Below are 20,312 nucleotides of genomic sequence, written 5' to 3'. Positions count from 1 at the left end.
GGGCCGGGTGCGCCCCGCAGCGAACGAGCCGACGCTAAGGGGCCGACAGAGTGACGAGCGCAGCCGAGCAGCGGGCAGCGGCCGGGGAAGGGGGCGGGCGCGACACCCGGCCGGCCGCTGCGAGAAGCGGTGTCCGGCGGCCCGCGCCGCTCACCGCGACCGCCCTGCCGGGTGCGCCCGCGCCGCTCGGCGCGTGCTTCGGGCCCGGACCCGACGGGACGGCCGGGACCAACTTCGCGCTCTGGGCGGCCGGGGCGGAGGCGGTCACGCTGTGCCTGTTCGACGACGACGGCCGGGAGACCCGGGTACCGCTGACCGAGCTGACGCAGGAGATCTGGCACGGCTTCGTCCCCGGCGTGCGGCCCGGCCTGCGCTACGGCTACCGGGTGGCGGGCCGCTGGGACCCGTGGACCGGCGCCCGCTGGAACCCGGCCAAGCTGCTGCTGGACCCGTACGCCCGCGCGGTCGACGGCGAATTCACCCTGCCGGCCGAGGTCTACGGGCACGTCCGGGACTGGCCGGAGCAGCATGTCGCCGACACCGTGCGGGACGACCGGGACTCGGCGCCGTTCGTGCCCAAGGGCGTCGTCGTCCACGATGACGACGACTGGGCCGACGACCGCCCGCCCCGGACGCCGTGGGCGGACTCGGTCGTCTACGAGCTGCACGTGCGGGGCTTCACCAAGCGGCACCCCGGCGTCCCCGAGGAGTTGCGCGGCACCTATGCGGGGCTGGCCCATCCGGCGGCCGTCGAGCACCTGGTGACGCTGGGCGTGACGGCCGTGGAACTGCTGCCCGTGCACCAGTTCGCGCACGAGGACCACCTGCTCGGCCGCGGCCTGCGCAACTACTGGGGCTACAACTCGATCGGCTACTTCGCCCCGCACGCGGCCTACGCCGCCGCCGGCCCGGCGGGCAGCCAGGTCGGCGAGTTCAAGCGGATGGTCCGCGCCCTGCACGCGGCCGGCATCGAGGTCATCCTCGACGTGGTCTACAACCACACCGCGGAGGCGGGCGAACTGGGTCCGACGCTCTCCCTGAAAGGCATCGACAACCGGGGCTACTACCGCCTCCAGGACGACGCCCGCCGGTACGCCGACTACACGGGCTGCGGCAACACCCTGCACGTCGTCCAGCCGCAGGTGCTGCGGCTGATCACCGACTCGCTGCGGTACTGGGTGACCGAGATGGGCGTGGACGGCTTCCGGTTCGACCTGGCGGCGGCGCTGGCCCGCTCCGCGCACGACGTCGACATGCTCGCGCCGTTCCTCGCGGTGCTCGCCCAGGACCCGGTGCTGCGCCGGGTGAAGCTCGTCGCCGAGCCGTGGGACGTCGGCCCGGGCGGCTACCAGGTGGGCGCCTTCCCGCCGCAGTGGACGGAGTGGAACGACCGCTACCGGGACGCGGTGCGCGACTTCTGGCGCGGTGCGCTGCCCGACCTGCGCGACCTCGGCTACCGGCTGTCCGGCTCCAGCGACCTGTACGACCGAAGCGGCCGCCGCCCCTACGCCTCCGTCAACTTCGTCACCGCGCACGACGGCTTCACCCTCCGCGACCTGGTGTCCTACGAACGCAAGCACAACGAGGCGAACGGCGAGCAGGGCCGGGACGGCTCCGACGACAACCGTTCGTGGAACTGCGGCGCCGAGGGCGAGACCGACGACGAACGGATCCGGGCGCTGCGGCGCCGCCAGTTGCGCAACCTGCTGAGCACCCTGCTGTTGTCCACGGGCGTGCCGATGCTGGTCGCCGGTGACGAACTGGGCCGCACCCAGCGCGGCAACAACAACGCCTACTGCCAGGACAACGAGGTCGGCTGGCTGGACTGGTCGCTGCCGGCGGAGCCCGGCTGGCGGGCGCTGTCCGAGCTGACGTCCCGGCTCATCGCCCTGCGCCGGCGCCATCCGGTGCTGCGCCGCCGCGCGTTCTTCTCCGGGCAGGCGCACTCGGCGGACGGGCTGCGCGATCTGGCCTGGTTCACCGCGCGGGGCGAGGAGATGACCGAGGCCGACTGGTACGCGCCCGCTTCCGCGCTCGGCATGTACCTCTCAGGACGGGGCATACCTGACCGTGACGAGCGGGGGGCGCCGGTCCTCGACGACAGTTTCCTCACCGTGCTGCACGCCGGGGACCGCCCGGCACGGTTCGTCCTGCCCGGCCCGCCGTGGGCGGAGCGGTACGAGGTGGTCGTCGACACCACCCGGGAGGACCAGGCGACGGCACCGGGCACGGTGCACCGGGCGGGCACGGCGATCACGGTGCCGGAACGGGCGGTGCTGCTGCTGCGGGTGCGGTGACGCCGCGGCGCGAGCCGGCAAGGACACGGTCACCGAGCGCTACCGGGCCGGTGAGCCGGTGGCCCCGATCCCGAGGCGTACGGCGTGACCCCGAGCGGCTGGCCCTCCGGTTCGACGAATGGGGGGTGCCGCGCCGCCAGCGCTACGAGGCGCACCCGCACCGCCGTCCCACCCCACGTGTCTTCCGCGGGCGCATGACCCACCGGACGCGGGTCGAAGCACAGGCGGCACAGGCCGAGTTCATCCACAGCCGTACCGACGTGATCACCCGCTACCAGGACGGCGAGTCCACCGCGTCCCTCGCCCACGCCGTCCAGGCCGGCCACGCCTGGATCGCGGAACGACTCGACGAGTGGGACGTCTCCCGCCGCTGACCCGTACGGCTTCGCACAAGGTGAGGTCGTCCCGCAGGGGTGCCACCGCTCCCGTGAACCCCGCGTGCGGGGGCCCCGGACCAGGGAACCCCTGCCCGGCCTCACCACTACCGGGAATGCCCGGCCGAACGCCCCGGCGGGGGAAAGCTTGAGGGCGCCACCCGGGGATACACGGAAGCCTCCCCCGCCGACCCGCCCGGCCCCCACGGCAGCGCGGCCATGCCCGCCCCCGCGTACTGCGCAACCAAAGACCCCGCCGAGTAATCCCCCGAAACCCCCACCGCGGGAAACCCGAAAGCTTCACCCCCCGACCCGCCCGCCCCCCACGGCAGCGCGCCCACCCCGGACTCCGGGAACCCGCTCAAGTGGGGCGCGACGGAATTGACCGGAGCAGCAGACCAGGAGTCATACCATTCCGACGCATCAGTCCCTGAACTCAGCTCCCCCCGCATGACCGCAGAGTGCAGAGCCTCGTCCGACCAGCCTGTGTAGGCCGCAGAGCTCGCAAGCTCTTCCAAGTCCGCGCCGCCGAACTGCTCCTCGGCATGGTGCATCAACATCACGGCCGCCGCGTGCTCTCCGGCCTGCATGGCATGGACATTCGGGCCCTCGCCCGCAGACCACGACGAAGGTCCGGCATCCGCCCCGAATGCCCGGACAGGAACCACATCCTGACCATGCCCCCGCCCCTCCTCAACACCAACACCAACACCGGCGGCCCGCTTCTCCTCCTTACCCGACGCCTCCACCAGATACCACTTTCTCTTTTTTACGTTCGAACTCTTTCCCTTAGAGCCTTTTTCCTTCGAGCCTTTTTCCAGGCGGCCCTCCTTCGGGCGTTCCTCCGCGCGTTCAGTCAGTTTCAGACCGTGCCGCGCCAGCGCAGCCTCCAGTGCCCTTTCGGGAGCAGTCGTGCGCCCATGGCGCGTCCATCGACTCACGGCCGCGCCAAGAATGCGTGGGACAGGGTTCTGGCCCTCCGTCAGCCTCTTGCCCGGCTTTCGAAACAGATCACCTCTTTGTAGTGCATTCAACGCTTCCGCATATTTGGCATCCTCGTCACTCGGCTTGCCACGCGGAGCGAGAACCATCCGCGTATCATTGTCTCCCTTGGGAATCAGCTCCAGGCGATGCCGCCTCAGCGCCCAAACAAGATTCTGCCCGGTAGGCGTGTCGAGTAGAGTTGTCAAGATCCCGTACTTCTGCAGACCGCTCAGGAAAACGGCGGCGGACTGCTCATCCTCCCGCCCCGGCTCCACATTCTTAGAGCCATCTTTCCTCCTGGGCGAATGTTCCATGCTATTCAATACGGCTACCTGCTTGGCGATTTCAGCTAATGTCTGCACAAAAATGCCTCCTCGAACTGGTGACCACGCTTGTCAGAAACGGTTCCCAGGGCCCCGCGGTTCACCCGGCTCCGCTCTGGGCCACTGCCGCCGGAAACACCCGACCTCATTTCCACCGGGACCGCCTCGCTGCCTGCTCGGCCGGTGGCCGGGGTGGCGGCGCCCCGGCTCGGGCGCGGGCGTACGACCTCGGGACGCCTCCGTGCGACCTCGCGTGCGACCGGCGCCGCGAACAGCGAATGCGCTTGACCGACCTCACCCCTACCGGGTATGCCCAGCCGAACGCCCCGGCGGGGGAGAGCTTGAGGGCGCCACCGGGGGATACGCGGAAACCACACCCTCCGACCCGCCCGTCCCGCACGACCGTGCGTCCACACCCGCCACCGCGTACTGCGCAACCAAAGGCCCCGCCGGGAAATCGCCCGAAGGCCCCACCAGGGGAAACCCGGAAGCCACCCCTCCCGACCCGCCCGTCCCCCACGGCTGTGCGTCCACCCCTGAATTCGAGAACTCGCCCAAGTAGGACGCGACGGGATTGACCGGAGCAGCAGACCAGGTGCCAGGCCATCCCGGTGCAACAGGCCCTGAACTCAGCTCCCCCTGCATGGCCACAGAGCGCTCGTCCAAGCCCACGCCGCCATTGTCGGCGGCCTCGCCCAACTCGCCAAAGTCCACGTGGTCGAGCAAGCCGTTGTCGACCGCATAGTCCACAAGATCGTCCAAGTTCACGCCGCCGAACCAGCCGTTGTCCCCGGAGGGCGGACCCACGTCCAAGCCCACGCCGCCGAACGGCTTTACGGCGTGGGGCATCGACATTTCGGCCACCGTCTGTCCCCCGTCCTGCATGGCACGGAAAACCTCGCTCTCGCCCGCAGACCCCGACGAAAGTCCGGCACCCGCCCCGACCCTCCCGGCAGGAACCACATTCCGCCCATGGCCCAACCCCTCCTCAACACCAGCACCAACACCGGCGGCCCACTTATCCGCCTCACCCGGCGCCTCCACTAGAAACCACTTTCTCACATTGCCCTTGGAGCCTTCCAGGAGTCGTTCCTCCAGTTTCAGATCGTGCCGTGCCAACGCAGCAGCCAATACCGGTTCGGGAGCAGTCGTGCGGCCCCGGCACTTCAGACGACTCAGGTATTCCACGAGGCGAGGATCGGCATGTTTCTTTTTCCGGTCAGCCCTCCTCCGCCTGCCCGCCCCTCGAAGCACGTCACCTGGTTCTTCGGCATTCAGTTTTTCTGCATAATGGGCATCCTTTCTACTCGGCTGGGGGCCAGCGGGCGGCAGAATCTTTCGCTGTCCGGTGTGATCGGTGATCAGCTCCTGGCCATGTTTTTTCAGCGCCGTAATCAGGTTCTTGCCTGCGGGCGTCGCGAGTTGAGACACCTCGATCCCATGATGCCGCATTTGATGCAGGAAAAGCGCGGTGGGATTCTCCGCCCCCGGCCCGCCATTATTCCTCACAGGCAGCTTTTCCATGCGCAGTAATATGGCTGCATGCTTGGCAATTTCACTATTATTCGGCATAAAAATCCCTCCTCGAACTGGCGACCGCGCTTGTCAGAAACGGCTCCAAGAGCCCCACGGTTCACCCGGCTCCACCCTGGGCCACTGCCGCCGGAAACACCCGACCTCATTTCCGCCGGGACCGCCTGGCCGACAGCTCGGCCGGTGGCCGAGGCGGCGCCGCCCCCGCTCGGGCGCGGGCGTACGACCTCGGGACGCCTCCGTGCGACCTCGCGTGCGACCGGCGGCGCGGACCGTGAATGCGCTGGTCGTAGGACCTGCGGCGGATCCGGGTCCGGTCGAAACCCACTGGGCGTTGTCGGTGCCGAACCGTAGGCTCCCTGTGATGCCCACGACACATGCACCCACCAAGGACCGCCCCGACCGCTCCGCCATACGCACCCTGCTGCGGCTGTGGCCCTATGTACGCCCCGTGCGGGCACGGCTGTTCACCGCCGCGTTCATCGCGATCGTCGCCTCCTGCGTGGGGCTGGTGATCCCGCTCGTCCTGAAGTGGATGGTGGACGGCCCGGTGGCCGACCGGGATCCGGCGGGCGTGTGGCTGGGCGCGCTGTACCTGCTGCTGCTCGGGATCGCGGAGGCGGCGCTGTTCGGGCTGCGGCGCTGGCTGGTGGCCCGGCCGCTGTCGCGCGTCGAGGCCGAGATGCGGGCGGAGCTGTACCGGCATCTGCAGCGGCTGCCGGTGGCCTTCCACGACCGCTGGCCCTCGGGCCAGCTGCTCTCCCGGGGCACCACCGACCTGATGCTGCTGCGTCTGTTCCTCGCCTTCCCGTTGACGTTCTTGCTGGTCAACGGGGTCACCATCCTGGTCGGCGTGGCGATCATGCTGTCCCAGGACTGGCTTCTCGGGCTGGTCGTCCTCGGGCCCGCGGTGCCGGTGATGTGGACCTGTGTCCTCTTCGAGAAGCGGTACGCCGAAGTGGCGCGGCTCGCCCAGGACCAGGTCGGCGACCTGACGACGGTCGTCGAGGAGAGCGTGCTCGGCATCCGCATCATCAAGGGGTTCGGCCGACACCGCAGCCAGGCCCGGGCGTTCGGGGAGCTGTCGGGGACCCTGCGCGGCACGGAGCTGCGCAAGGCGCGGCTGCTGGCGACGATCTGGGCCGTCATCGTGACGCTGCCTGAGGTCGCGATCGGGGCGGCGCTGGTGCTGGGGGCCATCCGGGTGGCGGACGGGGAGCTGTCCGCGGGGACGCTGGTCGCCTTCCTGAGCACGGCGCTGGCGCTGCGCTGGCCGGTGGACTCGATCGGCTTCATGCTCGCGATGACGCAGGAGGCGGCGACCGCGACGGAACGATACTTCGAGGTGCGGGACGCCGAGGTGGAGGACGCGGGGGGTGCCGACGGGCCGCAGTCGCCGTCGACGGCGGCCGAGGGGGGACTGCGCTTCCACGGCGTGCGGTTCCGGTATCCCGACGCCCCGCCCGGCTCCCCGCCCACCCTCGACGGCATCGACCTGCACATCCGCCCCGGCGAGTCCATGGCCCTGGTCGGGTCGACCGGCAGCGGGAAGACCACGCTCACCGCGCTCGTCCCCCGGCTGCACGAGGTGACCTCCGGGCGGATCACGCTGGACGGCCAGGACATCGCCTCGATCTCCCGCGAGGACCTGCGCACCCAGGTGGCCGTCGCGTTCGAGGAACCGACGCTGTTCTCCGCGTCCGTCGCCGAGAACGTCCTCATGGGGGCCGACGCGGCCGCCGGCCCCGCGGAGCTGGGGCGGGCGCTGGCCGTCGCCCAGGCCGAGTTCGCGCGGGAGCTGCCGCAGGGCACGGACACCCAGGTCGGCGAGCAGGGACTGAGCCTGTCCGGCGGGCAGCGGCAGCGGCTCGCGCTCGCCCGGGCGGTGGTGGGCCGGCCGCGCTTCCTCGTGCTGGACGACCCGCTGTCCGCCTTGGACGTGCACACCGAGGCCGCCGTGGAGGCCGCGCTGCGCCGGGTCCTCGTGGACACCACCGCGCTCATCGTGGCCCACCGCCCCTCCACGGTGCTGCTCGCCGACCGGGTCGCCCTGCTCTCCCAGGGGCGGATCGCCGCGGTCGGCACCCATCACGAACTGCTCCGCACCCATCCGGAGTACGCCCATCTGATGTCCGGCGAACACGACGGCAAGACCACCGGCGAACACGGCGGCGAAGCCGACGACCACCACGCCGACGAGCCGCGGCCCACCGCTGTGCCGGCCCAAGAAGTGGAGGACGCACGATGACCGCCCCCGCCGCGTCGGCGCCCCTGCCCGCCGCCTCCGGTTCCGTGCCCGTGCCGGACGAGGACGATCCGCTGCCCCGTCCGCAGGACTTTGAGGACGACTTCGACCGGGACGTGCTGCCCTCACCGCCCGGGGCCACGGCCGCCCTGCTGCGTTCGCTGCTCGCCCCGATGAAGGCCCGCGTCGCCGTCACCACCCTCCTGCTGCTGTTCCAGCAGGCCGCCGTGCAGGCCAGCCCGCTGCTGGTGGCGTACGCCATCGACAGCGCCGTACCGGCGTTCCGCCGGGCCGACCACGGACCACTGATCGCGGTCGCGGTCGGCTGTCTGCTGTGCGCGCTGGCCTCGGGCGTCCTCCAGTTCGCGTTCATCGAGGCGTCCGCGCGGGTCAACCAGGGCGTGCTGCTCGACCTGCGCGGCCGGATCTTCCGACACGCACAGGCGCTGAGCGTCGACTTCCACGAGCGCTACACCTCGGGCCGGCTCATCTCGCGCTCCACCACGGACGTGGAGTCACTGCGCGAACTGCTCAGCGAGGGGCTCCAGGAACTGGTCACCGTCATCCTGTCCTTCGTCTACATCTGCGCGCTGCTGCTCTGGCTCGACCTGGGACTCGGCGCGGTCGCGGTGGCCTCCTTCGTACCGCTCTACCTGCTCGTACGGCTCTACCAGCGGCGCGCGGGACGGATGTTCCGGCTGCGGTCCACGGCCATCGCCGCGGTGATCGTGAAGTTCGTGGAGACGATGAACGGCATCCGGCCGGTGCGCGCCTTCCGCCGGGAGAGCGCGAACGAGGGCGAGTTCCGCGTCCTGAACCGGCGGCACGAGCGGACCAACGGCGACGCCCTGCTGGAGATGGCCCGCTATGTGGTCGGTTCGCGGCTGGTCGCCAACACGGCGGTCGCGGTGATCGTGCTGTGGGGCGCCTACCGGGTGGCGTCCGGCTCGCTGGCCCTCGGTGTGCTGGCCGCGGCGGTGCTCTATCTGCGCCGGCTGTACGACCCGATCGACCGGCTCGGCATGTTCCTCAACTCCTACCAGTCGGCCGGTGCCTCGCTGGAGAAGATCGCGGGTCTGCTGGCGCAGACCCCCTCGGTGCCGGAGCCGACCGCGCCGCGGGAGCTGCCGACGCCCGCGTCGGCGGGCCGGCCCGGCCGTACGGTCGTCTTCGACGGCGTCCGGTTCGCCTACCGCACCGGCGGTGAGGTGCTCCCCCGCTTCGACCTCACCCTGCCGGCCGGGCAGACGGTCGCGGTCGTCGGTTCGACGGGCGCGGGCAAGTCGACCCTGGCCAAGCTGCTCGCCCGGTTCTACGACCCCACCGAGGGCCGGGTCCTGCTCGACGGCGTGGACCTGCGCGAGCTGCCGTCGCACGAGCTGCGCCGCGGGGTGGTGATGGTGACCCAGGAGGCGTTCCTGTTCTCCGGGACGGTGGCCGAGAACATCGCCATCGGCCGGAGCGACGCCACGCGCGAGGAGATCGAGCGGGCGGCGAAGGCGATCGGGGCGCACGAGTTCATCGAGGCGCTGCCGGACGGCTACGACACGGACGTACGCAAGCGGGGCGGTCGCATCTCGGCCGGTCAGCGCCAACTGGTCGGCTTCGCACGGGCGTTGCTCGCCGACCCGGCGGTGCTGATCCTCGACGAGGCGACCAGTTCGCTGGACGTGCCCGGGGAGCGAGCCGTGCAACGGGCCATGTCGACGGTGCTCCGCGGCCGTACCGCCGTGGTGATCGCGCACCGGCTGTCCACCGTGGAGATCGCCGACCGGGTGCTGGTCATGGAGCACGGCCGGATCGTCGAGGACGGCGAGCCCGGCGAACTGATCGCCGGGACGGGCCGGTTCGCGGATCTGCACCGGGCCTGGCGGGACAGCCTCGCGTAGTACTGGGCAACGGGACGGGAGCAGCCATGATCGACGCGTACGAGGATCCCGGGACGCCCGACCGCCGGGGCGGCTGGCGGTTCCTGTGGTGGCTGGTGGCCCGCCAGCCGGGCCGGTCGCTGGCCGGGGCGCTGCTCGGCAGCGCCTGGATGGTGCTGATGGCGGCGGCACCGTATCTGCTGGCCCGGGCGGTCGACGACGGTCTGGTGGCCGGTGATCCGGGCCGGCTGGCCTGGTGGACGGCGGTGCTGTTCCTGGTCGGCGCGGCGGGCGCGTGGGTGAGCATCATGCGTCACCGCACCATGACCCGGGTGCGGATGGACGCCAACTTCCGCACCGTCAAGGTGGTCGTCGGGCACGCGGTGCGGCTGGGGGCCGCGCTGGAGCGGCGGGCCGGGGCCGGGGAGATCGTCACGGTCGGCGTGGGCGACGTGCAGACGATCGCCTACGCGCTGACCGTGGTGGGGCCCGGGGTGGGTGCGGTGGTGGTGTACGTCGTGGTGGCCGTGGTGCTGCTGTCGATCTCGCCGCTGCTGGCCGCGGTGGTGCTGCTCGGGATGCCGGTGATCGCGCTGGTCGCCGGTCCGCTGACGGTGCGGCTGCAGAAGGAGGAGACCGAGTACCGGGAGCGGCAGGGCGTGCTGACCGCGCGCATCGGCGATCTGGCGGGCGGGCTGCGGGTCCTCAACGGCCTCGGCGGCAAGGGCCTGTTCGCGGATGCCTTCCGGCAGGACTCGCAGCGGCTGCGGGCGCAGGGCTACCGGGTGGGCGCGGTGGCCAGCTGGGTGCAGGCGCTCGGCATCGGCCTGCCGACGCTGTTTTTGGCGGTGGTGACCTGGCTCGCGGCCCGGATGGCCGCCCAGGGGGAACTGACCGTCGGCGAGCTGGTGGCGGTGTACGGCTATGTCGCCGTCCTGGTCGGCCCGGTGGCCTTCTTCCTGGAGATGGGCTACCAGCTCAGCCGGGGCGTGGTGGCCGCGCGGCGGGTGGTGGCGCTGCTGCGCCTGGAACCGGAGCCGGACACGGGCACCCGTCCCGCGCCGGCGCAGCCGTCCGCGCTGGTCGACCCCGACTCGGGGGTGCGGGTGGCGCCGGGGCGGCTGACCGCGCTGGCCGGAGCCCTGCCCGCGGACGCCGCGGCCGTGATCGACCGGCTAGGCCGTTTCACGCCGTCCGCCGCCACCTGGGGCGGGGTACGGCTCGACGCGGTCCCGTCGGCCGAGGTGCGGGCCCGGATCCTGGTCTGCGACAACGAGGCGGATCTGTTCGCCGGCACCCTGCGGGAGACGGTGGCCGGGCACCAGGAGCGCGACGACGCCGCACTCCGGAGGGCGGTACGCGCGGCCGCCGCCGAGGACATCGTGCAGGGCCTGCCGGACGGCCCGGACTCGGCGGTGTCCGCGCAGGGCCGCAGCCTCTCCGGCGGCCAGCGCCAGCGGGTGCGGCTGGTCCGGGCGTTGCTGGCGGACCCGGAGGTGCTGCTCGCGGTGGAGCCGACCTCGGCGCTGGACGCGCACACGGAAGCCACGGTGGCGCACCGGCTGCGGGCGGCGCGGGCCGGCCGTACGACCGTGGTGACCACGACCTCGCCGCTGGTGCTGGATCGCGCCGACACCGTGTACTACCTGGTGGACGGCAAGGTCGCGGCCGGCGGCAGCCATCGCGGGCTGCTGGCGTACGAGCCCGGCTACCGGGCCCTGGTGGCACGCGACAACGATGCCGAGGCTGTCGAGGACGCCAAGGACACCAGAGACGGCAAAGACACCGAAGACACTGAAGACACCGAGGAGGTCGTGCGATGACGTCGGCCGCGGGGCAGCTGCCGGTCGCCGGGCGGGCCGAGGTACGCCGGGCGACCGTACGGCTGGTGCGGGCCGACCGGCGGGCCTTCGGCGCCGTGCTGCTGCTGAACGCGCTGGCCGCGACGGCGGGCCTGGCCGGGCCGTGGCTGGTCGGCCGGATCGTGGACGAGGTGCGGGCCGGGGCCGGGGTGCGGACGGTGGACCGGCTGGCGTTCGTCATCCTGGTGTGCGCGCTGGTCCAGCTGCTGCTGGCGCGGTCGGCCCGGTACGTGGGGTACCGGTTCGGGGAGCGCACGCTCGCCCGGGTCCGCGAGGAGTTCGTCGACCGGGCCCTGGCGCTGCCCGCCTCCGTGGTGGAGCGGGCCGGCACCGGTGACCTCACGGCGCGCGGCACCGCGGACGTGACCGCGGTCGGCGCCACGCTGAGGGACGTCGGTCCCGAACTGCTGATCGGCTCCGTCCAGGCGCTGTTCGTGCTCGGCGCGGTCTTCGCGCTCGACCCGCTGCTGGGCGCGTTCGCGGTGCTCGGGCTGACCCCGATCTGGTTCGCGCTGCGCTGGTATCTGCGCCGGGCCCGGGACGGCTATCTCGCCGAGGGTTCGGCCACCTCGCAGGTCGCCGAGATCGTCGCGTCGACCGCGGCCGGGGCCCGGACGGTGGAGGCGTTCCGGCTCCAGGAGCGGCGGATCACGGCGAGCCGGCACGCGCTGGATGCGCTGCGGCGGGCCCGGCTGCACACGCTGTTCCTGCGCACGGTGTTCTTCCCGGCCGTCGAGGTGTCGTACATGATCCCGGTGGCGGGGGTCCTGCTGGTCGGCGGGGTGCTGCACGCGCAGGGAGCGGTGGGGCTCGGCGCGGTGGTCTCGGCCGCGTTGTATCTGCGGCAGCTCACCGAGCCGCTGGACCAGATCCTGACGCGGATCGAGCAGTTGCAGAGCAGCGGCGCCTCGTTCGCCCGGGTGGAGGGGCTGGCCGGGGCGCCGCGGTCCGTGCCGGCCGGCGGCTCGCCGGCCCCGGCGGACGACCGGATCGACGTGAGCGGGGTGCGGTACGCCTACGAGCGGGGCGGCGAGGTGCTGCGCGGGGTCGATCTGACGGTGCGCCCCGGGGAACGGCTGGCGTTGGTCGGGCCGTCCGGCGCGGGCAAGACGACGCTGAGCAGGCTGCTCGCGGGCGTCGACGCACCGGGCACGGGCGCGGTGACGGTCGGCGGGGTGCCGATCGCGGGTCTGGAGCCGGAGCGGCTGCGCCGTCAGGTGGTGCTGGTCACCCAGGAGCACCATGTCTTCCTGGGCACCGTCCGCGACAATCTGCTGATCGCCGAACCGGGCGCCACCCAGGAGGAGTTGTGGACGGCGCTGGCCGCGGTCGGCGCCGACACCTGGGTGCGGGAGCTGCCCGGCGGCCTCGACGCGCGGCTCGGCCCGGGCGGGCAGCCCACCGACGGCTCCCAGGCCCAGCAGCTCGCGCTGGCCCGGGTGGTGCTGGCCGACCCGCACACGCTGATCCTGGACGAGGCGACGGCCCTGCTGGACCCGGCGACCGCACGGCACGCCGAGCGGGCGCTGGCCGCGGTCCTGTCGGGCCGTACGGTCATCGCCGTCGCGCACCGCCTGCACACCGCCCACGACGCCGACCGGGTGGCCGTGATGGAGGACGGCCGGCTGACCGAGCTGGGCACGCACGACGAACTGGTGCGCGCCGACGGCGCGTACGCCGCGCTGTGGCGGACCTGGCACGGGGACGACACGGCGACCTGAGGCGCCGAGCCGCACGGCGAGCGGGACAACGGCGAGCGGGAGAACAGGGCGAGCGGCGGAGCAGGGCGGGCAGGAGAACAGGGCGAGCCGGACAGCCGGGCGGGCGGGACGCGTCCGGGGGGCGGGCCAGCCCCGTCCGGGAGGTCCGACCCTTTGGCGAATAATCCGCATACCGGGCATGAACATCCGGTCAACGAACCCATTCCGGCCAAACTATTGACGCGACCCTGACAGGTCAGCCCGATCCCCTGCCACCTTTCCCCACGACCGGCCCACCACACCCCGCAGCGGCACCGGGGACACCCCGGGCCGGCCGACGCACTCGCAACCGCGCCCGGTTCCGCGTCACACCCCGTTCCGCCCGGAGAGCCCGCCCCGGCCGCCGGGCCCCCTGGCCGCCCCCGGCCGCGGCCACGCAGTCAGCGTTGCGAAGCAGTTCCGGTACGGAGGCACCCCGCCCGAGCCGGCCGGCCGAACCCGGCGGCCGGGGGCCGGGCCTGCCACCCCGGCCGCACCCGCGGGCCCGGCGGCAGCCGCCCGGCGTTCGCGCAAACGGCACCCGGCGACGACGGGAACGGCACGCGGCACCAGGGGTCCGGCGCCCGGTACGGCGCGAGTTCACATCCCGGCAACATGCCCCGGACGACCGTGATTCAGCCAACGTCACCCAAGGGCCCTGACATGTACGCGCCCTTGGTGTCACCCTTCCTTCACCCGCCGCAGCAAAGCAACTTCACCTATTCATCCGGGCCGGTGGCTCCATCGCCGCCCGGACTCCCCCACATGAAGGAGCTTGAGTGAGCCCCCGCTACGCGCGTCGTAAGAGCACCACGCTGGCCATCGCCACCGCTGTCGCCGCAGGCGCCCTGCTCGCCACCGGCCTGACCACCAACGCCTCCGCGCAGAGCCCGGCCGACGCCGCTGCCGCGAAGCCGCTCGCCGCCGCCCCGACCGTGCTGTCGGCCGCGGCCCGCACCGAGCTGATCAAGCAGGCGCAGAGCGACGCCGCCGACACCGCCCGGACCATAGGTCTCGGCGCCCAGGAGAAGCTGGTCGTCAAGGACGTCGTGAAGGACGTCGACGGCACCGTCCACACCCGCTACGAGCGCACCTACGCGGGCCTCCCGGTGCTCGGCGGCGACCTGCTCGTGCACACCTCCGAGGCCGGAAAGACCGAGGGCGTCACCAAGGCCAACGCCGCCACCATCAAGGTGTCCTCGCTCACGCCCAGGATCGACGCGGCGAAGGCCGAGACGCAGGCGCTGAACGCGGCCAGGGCCGACGGCTCCGCCAAGACCGAGGCCGACGGCGCCCGCAAGGTGATCTGGGCCGGCTCCGGCAAGCCCGTCCTCGCCTTCGAGACGGTCGTCGGCGGCTTCCAGGAGGACGGCACCCCCAACGAGCTGCACGTCATCACCGACGCGGCCACCGGCAAGAAGCTCTACGAGTACCAGGGCATCGAGACCGGCACCGGCAAGACCCTCTACTCAGGCACGGTCACCCTGGGCACCACGAAGTCGGGCACGACGTACCAGCTGACCGACCCCACGCGCGGCGGCCACAAGACGAACAACCTGGCGCGCGGCACCTCCGGCACCGGCACCCTGTTCACCGACGCCGACGACGTCTGGGGCACCGGCACCGCCTCCAGCTCCTCCACGGACCAGACGGCCGCCGCCGACGCCGCCTACGGCGCCCAGGAGACCTGGGACTTCTACAAGAGCACCTTCGGCCGCAACGGCATCAGGAACGACGGTGTGGGCGCCTACTCCCGCGTCCACTACAGCTCCAACTACGTCAACGCCTTCTGGGACGACAGCTGCTTCTGCATGACCTACGGCGACGGCTCCGGCAACACCCACCCGCTGACCGCGCTGGACGTGGCCGGGCACGAGATGAGCCACGGCGTCACCTCCAACACCGCGGGCCTCATCTACTCCGGTGAGTCCGGCGGCCTGAACGAGGCCACCTCCGACATCTTCGGCACGGGCGTGGAGTTCTACTCCAACAACGCGAACGACGTCGGCGACTACCTCATCGGCGAGGAAATCGACATCAACGGCGACGGCAGCCCGCTGCGCTACATGGACAAGCCCAGCAAGGACGGCGCCTCCGCCGACAACTGGTCCTCCACCGTCGGCAACAAGGACGTGCACTACTCGTCCGGCGTCGCCAACCACTTCTTCTACCTGCTGTCGGAGGGCAGCGGCGCGAAGACGATCAACGGGGTGTCCTACAACTCCCCGACGTCCAACGGCTCCACCGTCACCGGCATCGGCCGGGCCAAGGCCCTGCAGATCTGGTACAAGGCGCTGACGACGTACATGACGTCCACGACCAACTACAAGGCCGCCCGCACGGCGACCCTGAACGCGGCGACCGCCCTGTACGGCTCCGGCTCCACCGAGTACAACACGGTGGCCGCCGCCTGGTCCGCGGTCAACGTCTCCTGACCCCGGCACCATCTGATCCCAGCGTCTCCTGATCTCGGACAGGTGACAGGGCGGCCCCCCGGGAGGAAGACATTCCGGGGGGCCGCCCTACTCTTGGGTGCCATGTCTTCGCCGCACTTCACCTACGAGCCGGTCGGTGCGACCCGCGAGAACCTCACCGCGTGCCCGCCCGGCTTCCACTCCCTGCATGTGCGTTCGCGCATCGGAGAGGGCGAGGAGGTGTTCCAAAGTGCCGTCGAGACCCTCTTCACCTGGCGGATGCACCGCGCGATGGGCGTGGGCATCGAGACGGACGCCGACCGCGCGGCCACCGGCGTCGACGTCACGGTCACCCTGGCCGGTCTGCTCAAGGCCCCCTGCCGCGTCGTGTGGACCCTGTCCGAGCCCCGCAGGACCGGCTGGGCCTACGGCACCCTGGAGGGCCATCCCGAGAGCGGCGAGGAAGCCTTCGTGGTCGACCGCACCGGCGACGGCACCGTCTGGCTGACGGTCGCGGCCTTCAGCCGCCCCCAGAAGTGGTACACCCGAGCCGGCGGCCCGGCCGCCCGCGCCGTCCAACAGGCATACGCCCACCGCTGCGGCACCACCCTGCGCAAGCTCTGCGGCCGGAACACCTGACCCCGACCCCCGAAAGGGGCGCGGGGAACTGCGCGATCGACCACAGCCGGCCCGCAGCCGGCGAACAACCGACGCTCCCGCCCCCGCACCTTTCCCCACCCGCCGCTCAGCGCAGCAAAACCCCCTCCGTCCCCACCGCGGCATCCCCCGCCGGCACCGTCACCAGCCCCAGCTCCGCGCCGGAGGCGAGCAACGGGTGCGCGGGCAGGACCCGGACCGTGTAACCGTAGGGACCGGTGCGGTCCAGGGCCAGCGGCCCCTCGTACACCCAGCGGCCCTCCAGATCCGCGCCGCCGGTCGGCTTCAACGGCACCGCCGTCGCGTCGCCGATGCGGTCCTCCGGGTCGACCCGGCCGGAGACGGCCTGCACCTCGACGTCGTCGGGACGCAGTTCGCCGAGGGTGACCAGCACCCGCAGCCCCAGAGTGCCACCTAGTTCGGCGGTGCCGGTCGCGGCGGTCGTCGCCACGTGGTCGACGTGGTCGACGCTCACGCCGTGCCAGGCCGCGCGCACCCGGGCCTTCCAGGCGGCCAGTTCACGGGCCGCCTGCGGGGTCAGGGCGCGGTGTGCGTGGGCGGCGGGGGTGTAGAGCCGCTCGACGTACTCCCGGACCATGCGGCCGGCCAGCACCTTCGGTCCGAGCAGGGCCAGGGTCTGGCGGACCATCTCGATCCACCGGTCGGGCAGCCCGCTGCGGCCCCGTTCGTAGAAGCGCGGGGTCACCCGTTGTTCGAGCAGGTCGTAGAGGGCGGCGGCCTCGATGTCGTCGCGGCGTTCCAGGTCCGTGCCCACGCCGTCCGCGGTCGGGACGGCCCAGCCGAAGTCGGGCTGGAACCACTCGTCCCACCAGCCGTCGAGCACGGAGAGATTGAGGCAGCCGTTGAGGGCCGCCTTCATCCCGGACGTACCGCACGCCTCCAGCGGACGCAGCGGGTTGTTCAGCCAGATGTCGCAGCCCGGATAGAGCTTCTGCGCCATCGCCATGCCGTAGTCCGGCAGGAAGACGATGCGGTGGCGCACGCGCGGGTCGTCGGCGAACCGGACCAGCTCCTGCACCAGGCGTTTGCCGCTGTCGTCCGCGGGGTGCGCCTTGCCCGCGACCACGATCTGGACCGGACGCTCGGGGTGCAGCAGAAGATCCGTCAGCCGGTCGCGGTCGCGCAGCATCAGGGTGAGGCGCTTGTACGACGGGACGCGCCGCGCGAACCCGATGGTGAGGACGCCGGGATCCAGCACGCCGTCGATCCAGCCCAGCTCGGCCGTGCCGGCCCCGCGCTGCCGCCAGGAGGCGCGCAGCCGCTCGCGCACCTCCGCCACCAGGTGCTCGCGCAGTTCCCGGCGCAGCTCCCAGATGTCCTCGTCCGGGATACTCGTGAACCGGTCCCAGCGCTCCGCGTCGCCGACGGTGAGCGCGTCCTCGGCGCGCTGCGCCCCGATCTCCCGGGCGCCGAGCCGCAGCACCTCGGGGGCGACCCAGGTGGGGGCGTGCACCCCGTTGGTGACGGAGGTGATGGGCACCTCGTCGGGGTCGAATCCCGGCCACAGCCCGGAGAACATCTCGCGGCTGACCCGGCCGTGCAGCAGGGAGACCCCGTTGGCGCGCTGGGCCAGCCGCAGGCCCATCACGGCCATGTTGAACAGGCCGGGCTCACCGCCGGGATAGGTCTCCGTGCCCAGGTGCAGGATGCGTCCGGCGTCGATGCCGGGGAGTTCGGCGCCGGGGCCGAAGTGGCGGGCGACCAGTTCCCGGTCGAAGCGGTCGATGCCGGCCGGGACCGGGGTGTGGGTGGTGAAGACGGTCCCGGCGCGCACCGCCTCAAGCGCCGCGTCGAAGTCGACTCCCCGCGCGCCGAGTTCGGCGATCCGTTCCAGGCCGAGGAAGCCCGCGTGCCCCTCGTTGGTGTGGAAGACCTCGGGCTCCGGGTGGCCGGTCAGCCGGCAGTACGTCCGCACGGCCCGCACCCCTCCTATGCCGAGGAGCATTTCCTGGAGCAGCCGGTGTTCGCTGCCGCCGCCGTACAGCCGGTCGGTGACGCCGCGTTCGCCGAGGTCGTTCTCCTCGACGTCCGAGTCCAGCATCAGCAGCGGCACCCGGCCTACCTGCGCCAGCCAGATGCGGGCGTGCAGCCGCCGGCCGCCGGGCAGGGCGAGCGTGAGCCGGGCGGGGGTGCCGTCCGCCTCCTTGAGCAGGTGCACCGGCAGCTCGTCGGGGTCGAGGACGGGGTAGTGCTCCTGCTGCCAGCCGTCCCGGGACAGGGTCTGCCGGAAGTAGCCGTGCCGGTAGAGCAGGCCGACCCCGATGAGCGGGACACCGAGGTCGCTGGCCGCCTTCAGATGGTCCCCGGCGAGGATGCCGAGGCCGCCGGAGTACTGGGGCAGGGCGGCGGTGACGCCGAACTCGGGCGAGAAGTAGGCGACGGCGGACGGCAGCCCGGCGGGCTGCGCCTGGTACCAGCGCTCCCCGCCGAGGTAGTCGTCGAGGTCGTCGGCGGCCGCGCCGAGCCGGCGCAGGAAGCGGCGGTCCCGGGCCAGCTCGGCGAGGCGCGCGGGGTGCACGCTGCCGAGCAGCCGTACCGGGTCACCGCCGCCAAAGGCCCAGCGGCCGGGGTCGACGGACTGGAACAGGTCACGCGTTTCGGCGTGCCAGGACCAGCGCAGATTGCGCGCCAGTTCGCTCAGCGGGCGGAGGGGCTCGGGGAGAACGGGACGGACGGTGAACCGACGGATCGCCTTCACATTCCACCTCGGCGCGGTTGCTCGGGAGCCGCGCATCGCTGTGCGGCTCGTCGTCCCTCACGACGGTACCGGTGTCGGCCCGCGCCCCGCCGAGGCATCGCCGTGCGGCCCCCGGACGAATCCGGACCGCGCCCGTTCCCGCCCCGGAACGCGCCCACCCCGAGTCCCGCCCGGGCCCGCCCCGGGTCCTGCCTACGGCCCGTCCGAGTCCTCCCGACGCGCCGCCCGGGTCCAGATCCGAGTCCGCCCGGGCCCCGCACCGGACAGAATCAGCCATATCCATGCAGCGGTGCGAGCGGTCCGTACGTCCTCCGGGCCGGCCCGCCGGACGGACTTCCGCAGGTACCGGCAGGTGGCGGCGGCACGGCACCGGGCGCAGCCACCCCGCCGGAAATGGCCGGTGATGGAGGCAGACATACGCGCGAGTAGTTAACAAAGTGCCGGATTGCTCACCCGAATAGGGTGGGAAGGCTCCTCCGGTACGCCCCTCCGGCGCACCACAGACACACCCGCACGACCCACCTCCCACACCCGATCCGCCCACACCCTCGTTGACGCGGACAGGAGCGGTCATGCCCACCACGCGCGACTCGTCATTACCACCGACCAACAGCAGAAACGGTACGGCAGCCGGTCCGCCGGAGCGTGCGGCCGGCGCCGCGGACCCCGACCCCGACGCCGGCGGCGGCGCCCGGCCGGCCGCACCGGAGCGGACCGCCCCGGACCGGGCCACCGCCGTCGGCCGCATACCCGTCCTCGACGTCCGCCCCGTGGTCCAGCGCGGACGGCGGCCCGCCAAGGCGGTCACCGGGGAGACCTTCGAGGTCTCCGCCACCGTGTTCCGCGAGGGCCACGACGCGGTGGCTGCCAACGTGGTGCTCACCGACCCGCAGGGCCGCCCCGGTCCATGGACGCCGATGCGCGAACTCGCCCCCGGTACGGACCGCTGGGGCGCGGACGTCACCCCGGACGCGACGGGCCACTGGACCTACCACGTGGAGGGCTGGAGCGATCCCGTCACCACTTGGCGGCGGCACGCACGGATCAAGATCCCGGCCGGAATGGACACCGGACTGGTCCTGGAGGAGGGCGCGCGGCTGTACGAGCGGGCGGCGGCCCGGGTCCCCGAGGCGGACGGGGCGCGGGACACCGTCCTCGCCGCGGTGGCGGCCCTGCGGGACACGGACCGTCCCGACGCCTGGCGGCTGGGGGCGGCGCTGGCGGTGGAGGTGGACGAGGTCCTGGCCCGCCACCCGCTGCGGGACCTGGTCACCGCCTCCGACCCGCTCCCCCTCCT

Annotated in this window: 12 protein-coding genes; 9 read left to right on the top strand and 3 right to left on the bottom strand. The window is 72.3% G+C overall.

Translation table 11 applies throughout. The features are described from left to right. Positions 1-50 precede the first annotated feature (50 nt). Together glgX and ACFYPJ_RS33600 are read left to right on the top strand one after the other, a co-directional pair. On the top strand, positions 51-2,297 hold the full coding sequence (gene glgX, locus ACFYPJ_RS33605; protein ID WP_389025329.1) for a glycogen debranching protein GlgX: 2,247 nt from the start codon (positions 51-53) through the stop codon (positions 2,295-2,297). Between the two features lie 194 nt (positions 2,298-2,491). After that, complete coding sequence (locus ACFYPJ_RS33600; RefSeq protein WP_389025327.1) at positions 2,492-2,671, top strand: hypothetical protein; 180 nt, start codon at positions 2,492-2,494, stop codon at positions 2,669-2,671. A gap of 107 nt (positions 2,672-2,778) precedes the next feature. On the opposite strand, the gene ACFYPJ_RS33595 is transcribed toward ACFYPJ_RS33600, so the two are convergent. Continuing rightward, entirely contained in the window at positions 2,779-4,017 is a 1,239-nt protein-coding gene (locus tag ACFYPJ_RS33595) for a hypothetical protein (protein ID WP_389025325.1), read from the bottom strand. A gap of 261 nt (positions 4,018-4,278) precedes the next feature. Beyond that, complete coding sequence (locus ACFYPJ_RS33590; protein ID WP_389025323.1) at positions 4,279-5,550, bottom strand: hypothetical protein; 1,272 nt, start codon at positions 5,548-5,550, stop codon at positions 4,279-4,281. Positions 5,551-5,875: 325 nt separating this feature from the next. On the opposite strand from ACFYPJ_RS33590, the gene ACFYPJ_RS33585 reads away from it, so the two are divergent. The 6 genes from ACFYPJ_RS33585 (at position 5,876) to ACFYPJ_RS33560 (ending at position 16,278) form a co-directional block, all read left to right on the top strand. Beyond that, positions 5,876-7,759 carry an ABC transporter ATP-binding protein gene (locus tag ACFYPJ_RS33585; RefSeq protein WP_389025321.1) on the top strand — a complete coding sequence of 628 codons (1,884 nt, stop codon included), beginning with the start codon at positions 5,876-5,878 and terminating at the stop codon, positions 7,757-7,759. After that, positions 7,756-9,645 (top strand): ABC transporter ATP-binding protein, encoded by a 1,890-nt coding sequence (locus tag ACFYPJ_RS33580; protein WP_389025319.1) that lies wholly within the window; start codon positions 7,756-7,758, stop codon positions 9,643-9,645. The genes ACFYPJ_RS33585 and ACFYPJ_RS33580 overlap by 4 nt, the downstream gene beginning before the upstream one ends. 26 nt (positions 9,646-9,671) lie before the next feature. Further along, positions 9,672-11,447 carry an ABC transporter transmembrane domain-containing protein gene (locus tag ACFYPJ_RS33575; RefSeq protein WP_389025317.1) on the top strand — a complete coding sequence of 592 codons (1,776 nt, stop codon included), beginning with the start codon at positions 9,672-9,674 and terminating at the stop codon, positions 11,445-11,447. Beyond that, entirely contained in the window at positions 11,444-13,207 is a 1,764-nt protein-coding gene (locus ACFYPJ_RS33570; protein ID WP_389025315.1) for an ABC transporter ATP-binding protein, read from the top strand. The genes ACFYPJ_RS33575 and ACFYPJ_RS33570 overlap by 4 nt, the downstream gene beginning before the upstream one ends. 797 nt (positions 13,208-14,004) lie before the next feature. Further along, positions 14,005-15,660: a M4 family metallopeptidase gene (locus tag ACFYPJ_RS33565; protein WP_389025313.1), complete on the top strand. Its 1,656-nt coding sequence runs from the start codon at positions 14,005-14,007 to the stop codon at positions 15,658-15,660. A gap of 102 nt (positions 15,661-15,762) precedes the next feature. Beyond that, positions 15,763-16,278 carry a DUF1990 domain-containing protein gene (locus ACFYPJ_RS33560; protein ID WP_389025311.1) on the top strand — a complete coding sequence of 172 codons (516 nt, stop codon included), beginning with the start codon at positions 15,763-15,765 and terminating at the stop codon, positions 16,276-16,278. A gap of 106 nt (positions 16,279-16,384) precedes the next feature. Here the strand turns inward: ACFYPJ_RS33560 and glgP are convergent, their stop codons facing one another. Continuing rightward, on the bottom strand, positions 16,385-19,015 hold the full coding sequence (glgP, locus tag ACFYPJ_RS33555) for an alpha-glucan family phosphorylase (RefSeq protein WP_389025309.1): 2,631 nt from the start codon (positions 19,013-19,015) through the stop codon (positions 16,385-16,387). A gap of 572 nt (positions 19,016-19,587) precedes the next feature. On the opposite strand from glgP, the gene ACFYPJ_RS33550 reads away from it, so the two are divergent. Beyond that, a partial coding sequence (locus tag ACFYPJ_RS33550) for a maltotransferase domain-containing protein (RefSeq protein WP_389025307.1) occupies positions 19,588-20,312 on the top strand: 725 nt, incomplete at its 3' end.

It is taken from the genome of Streptomyces sp. NPDC006012, assembly GCF_042871185.1.
GTDB lineage: Bacteria > Actinomycetota > Actinomycetes > Streptomycetales > Streptomycetaceae > Streptomyces.
The sequence above is the reverse complement of the archived record's forward strand: the minus strand, read 5'-3'. Positions and strand labels throughout refer to the sequence as shown.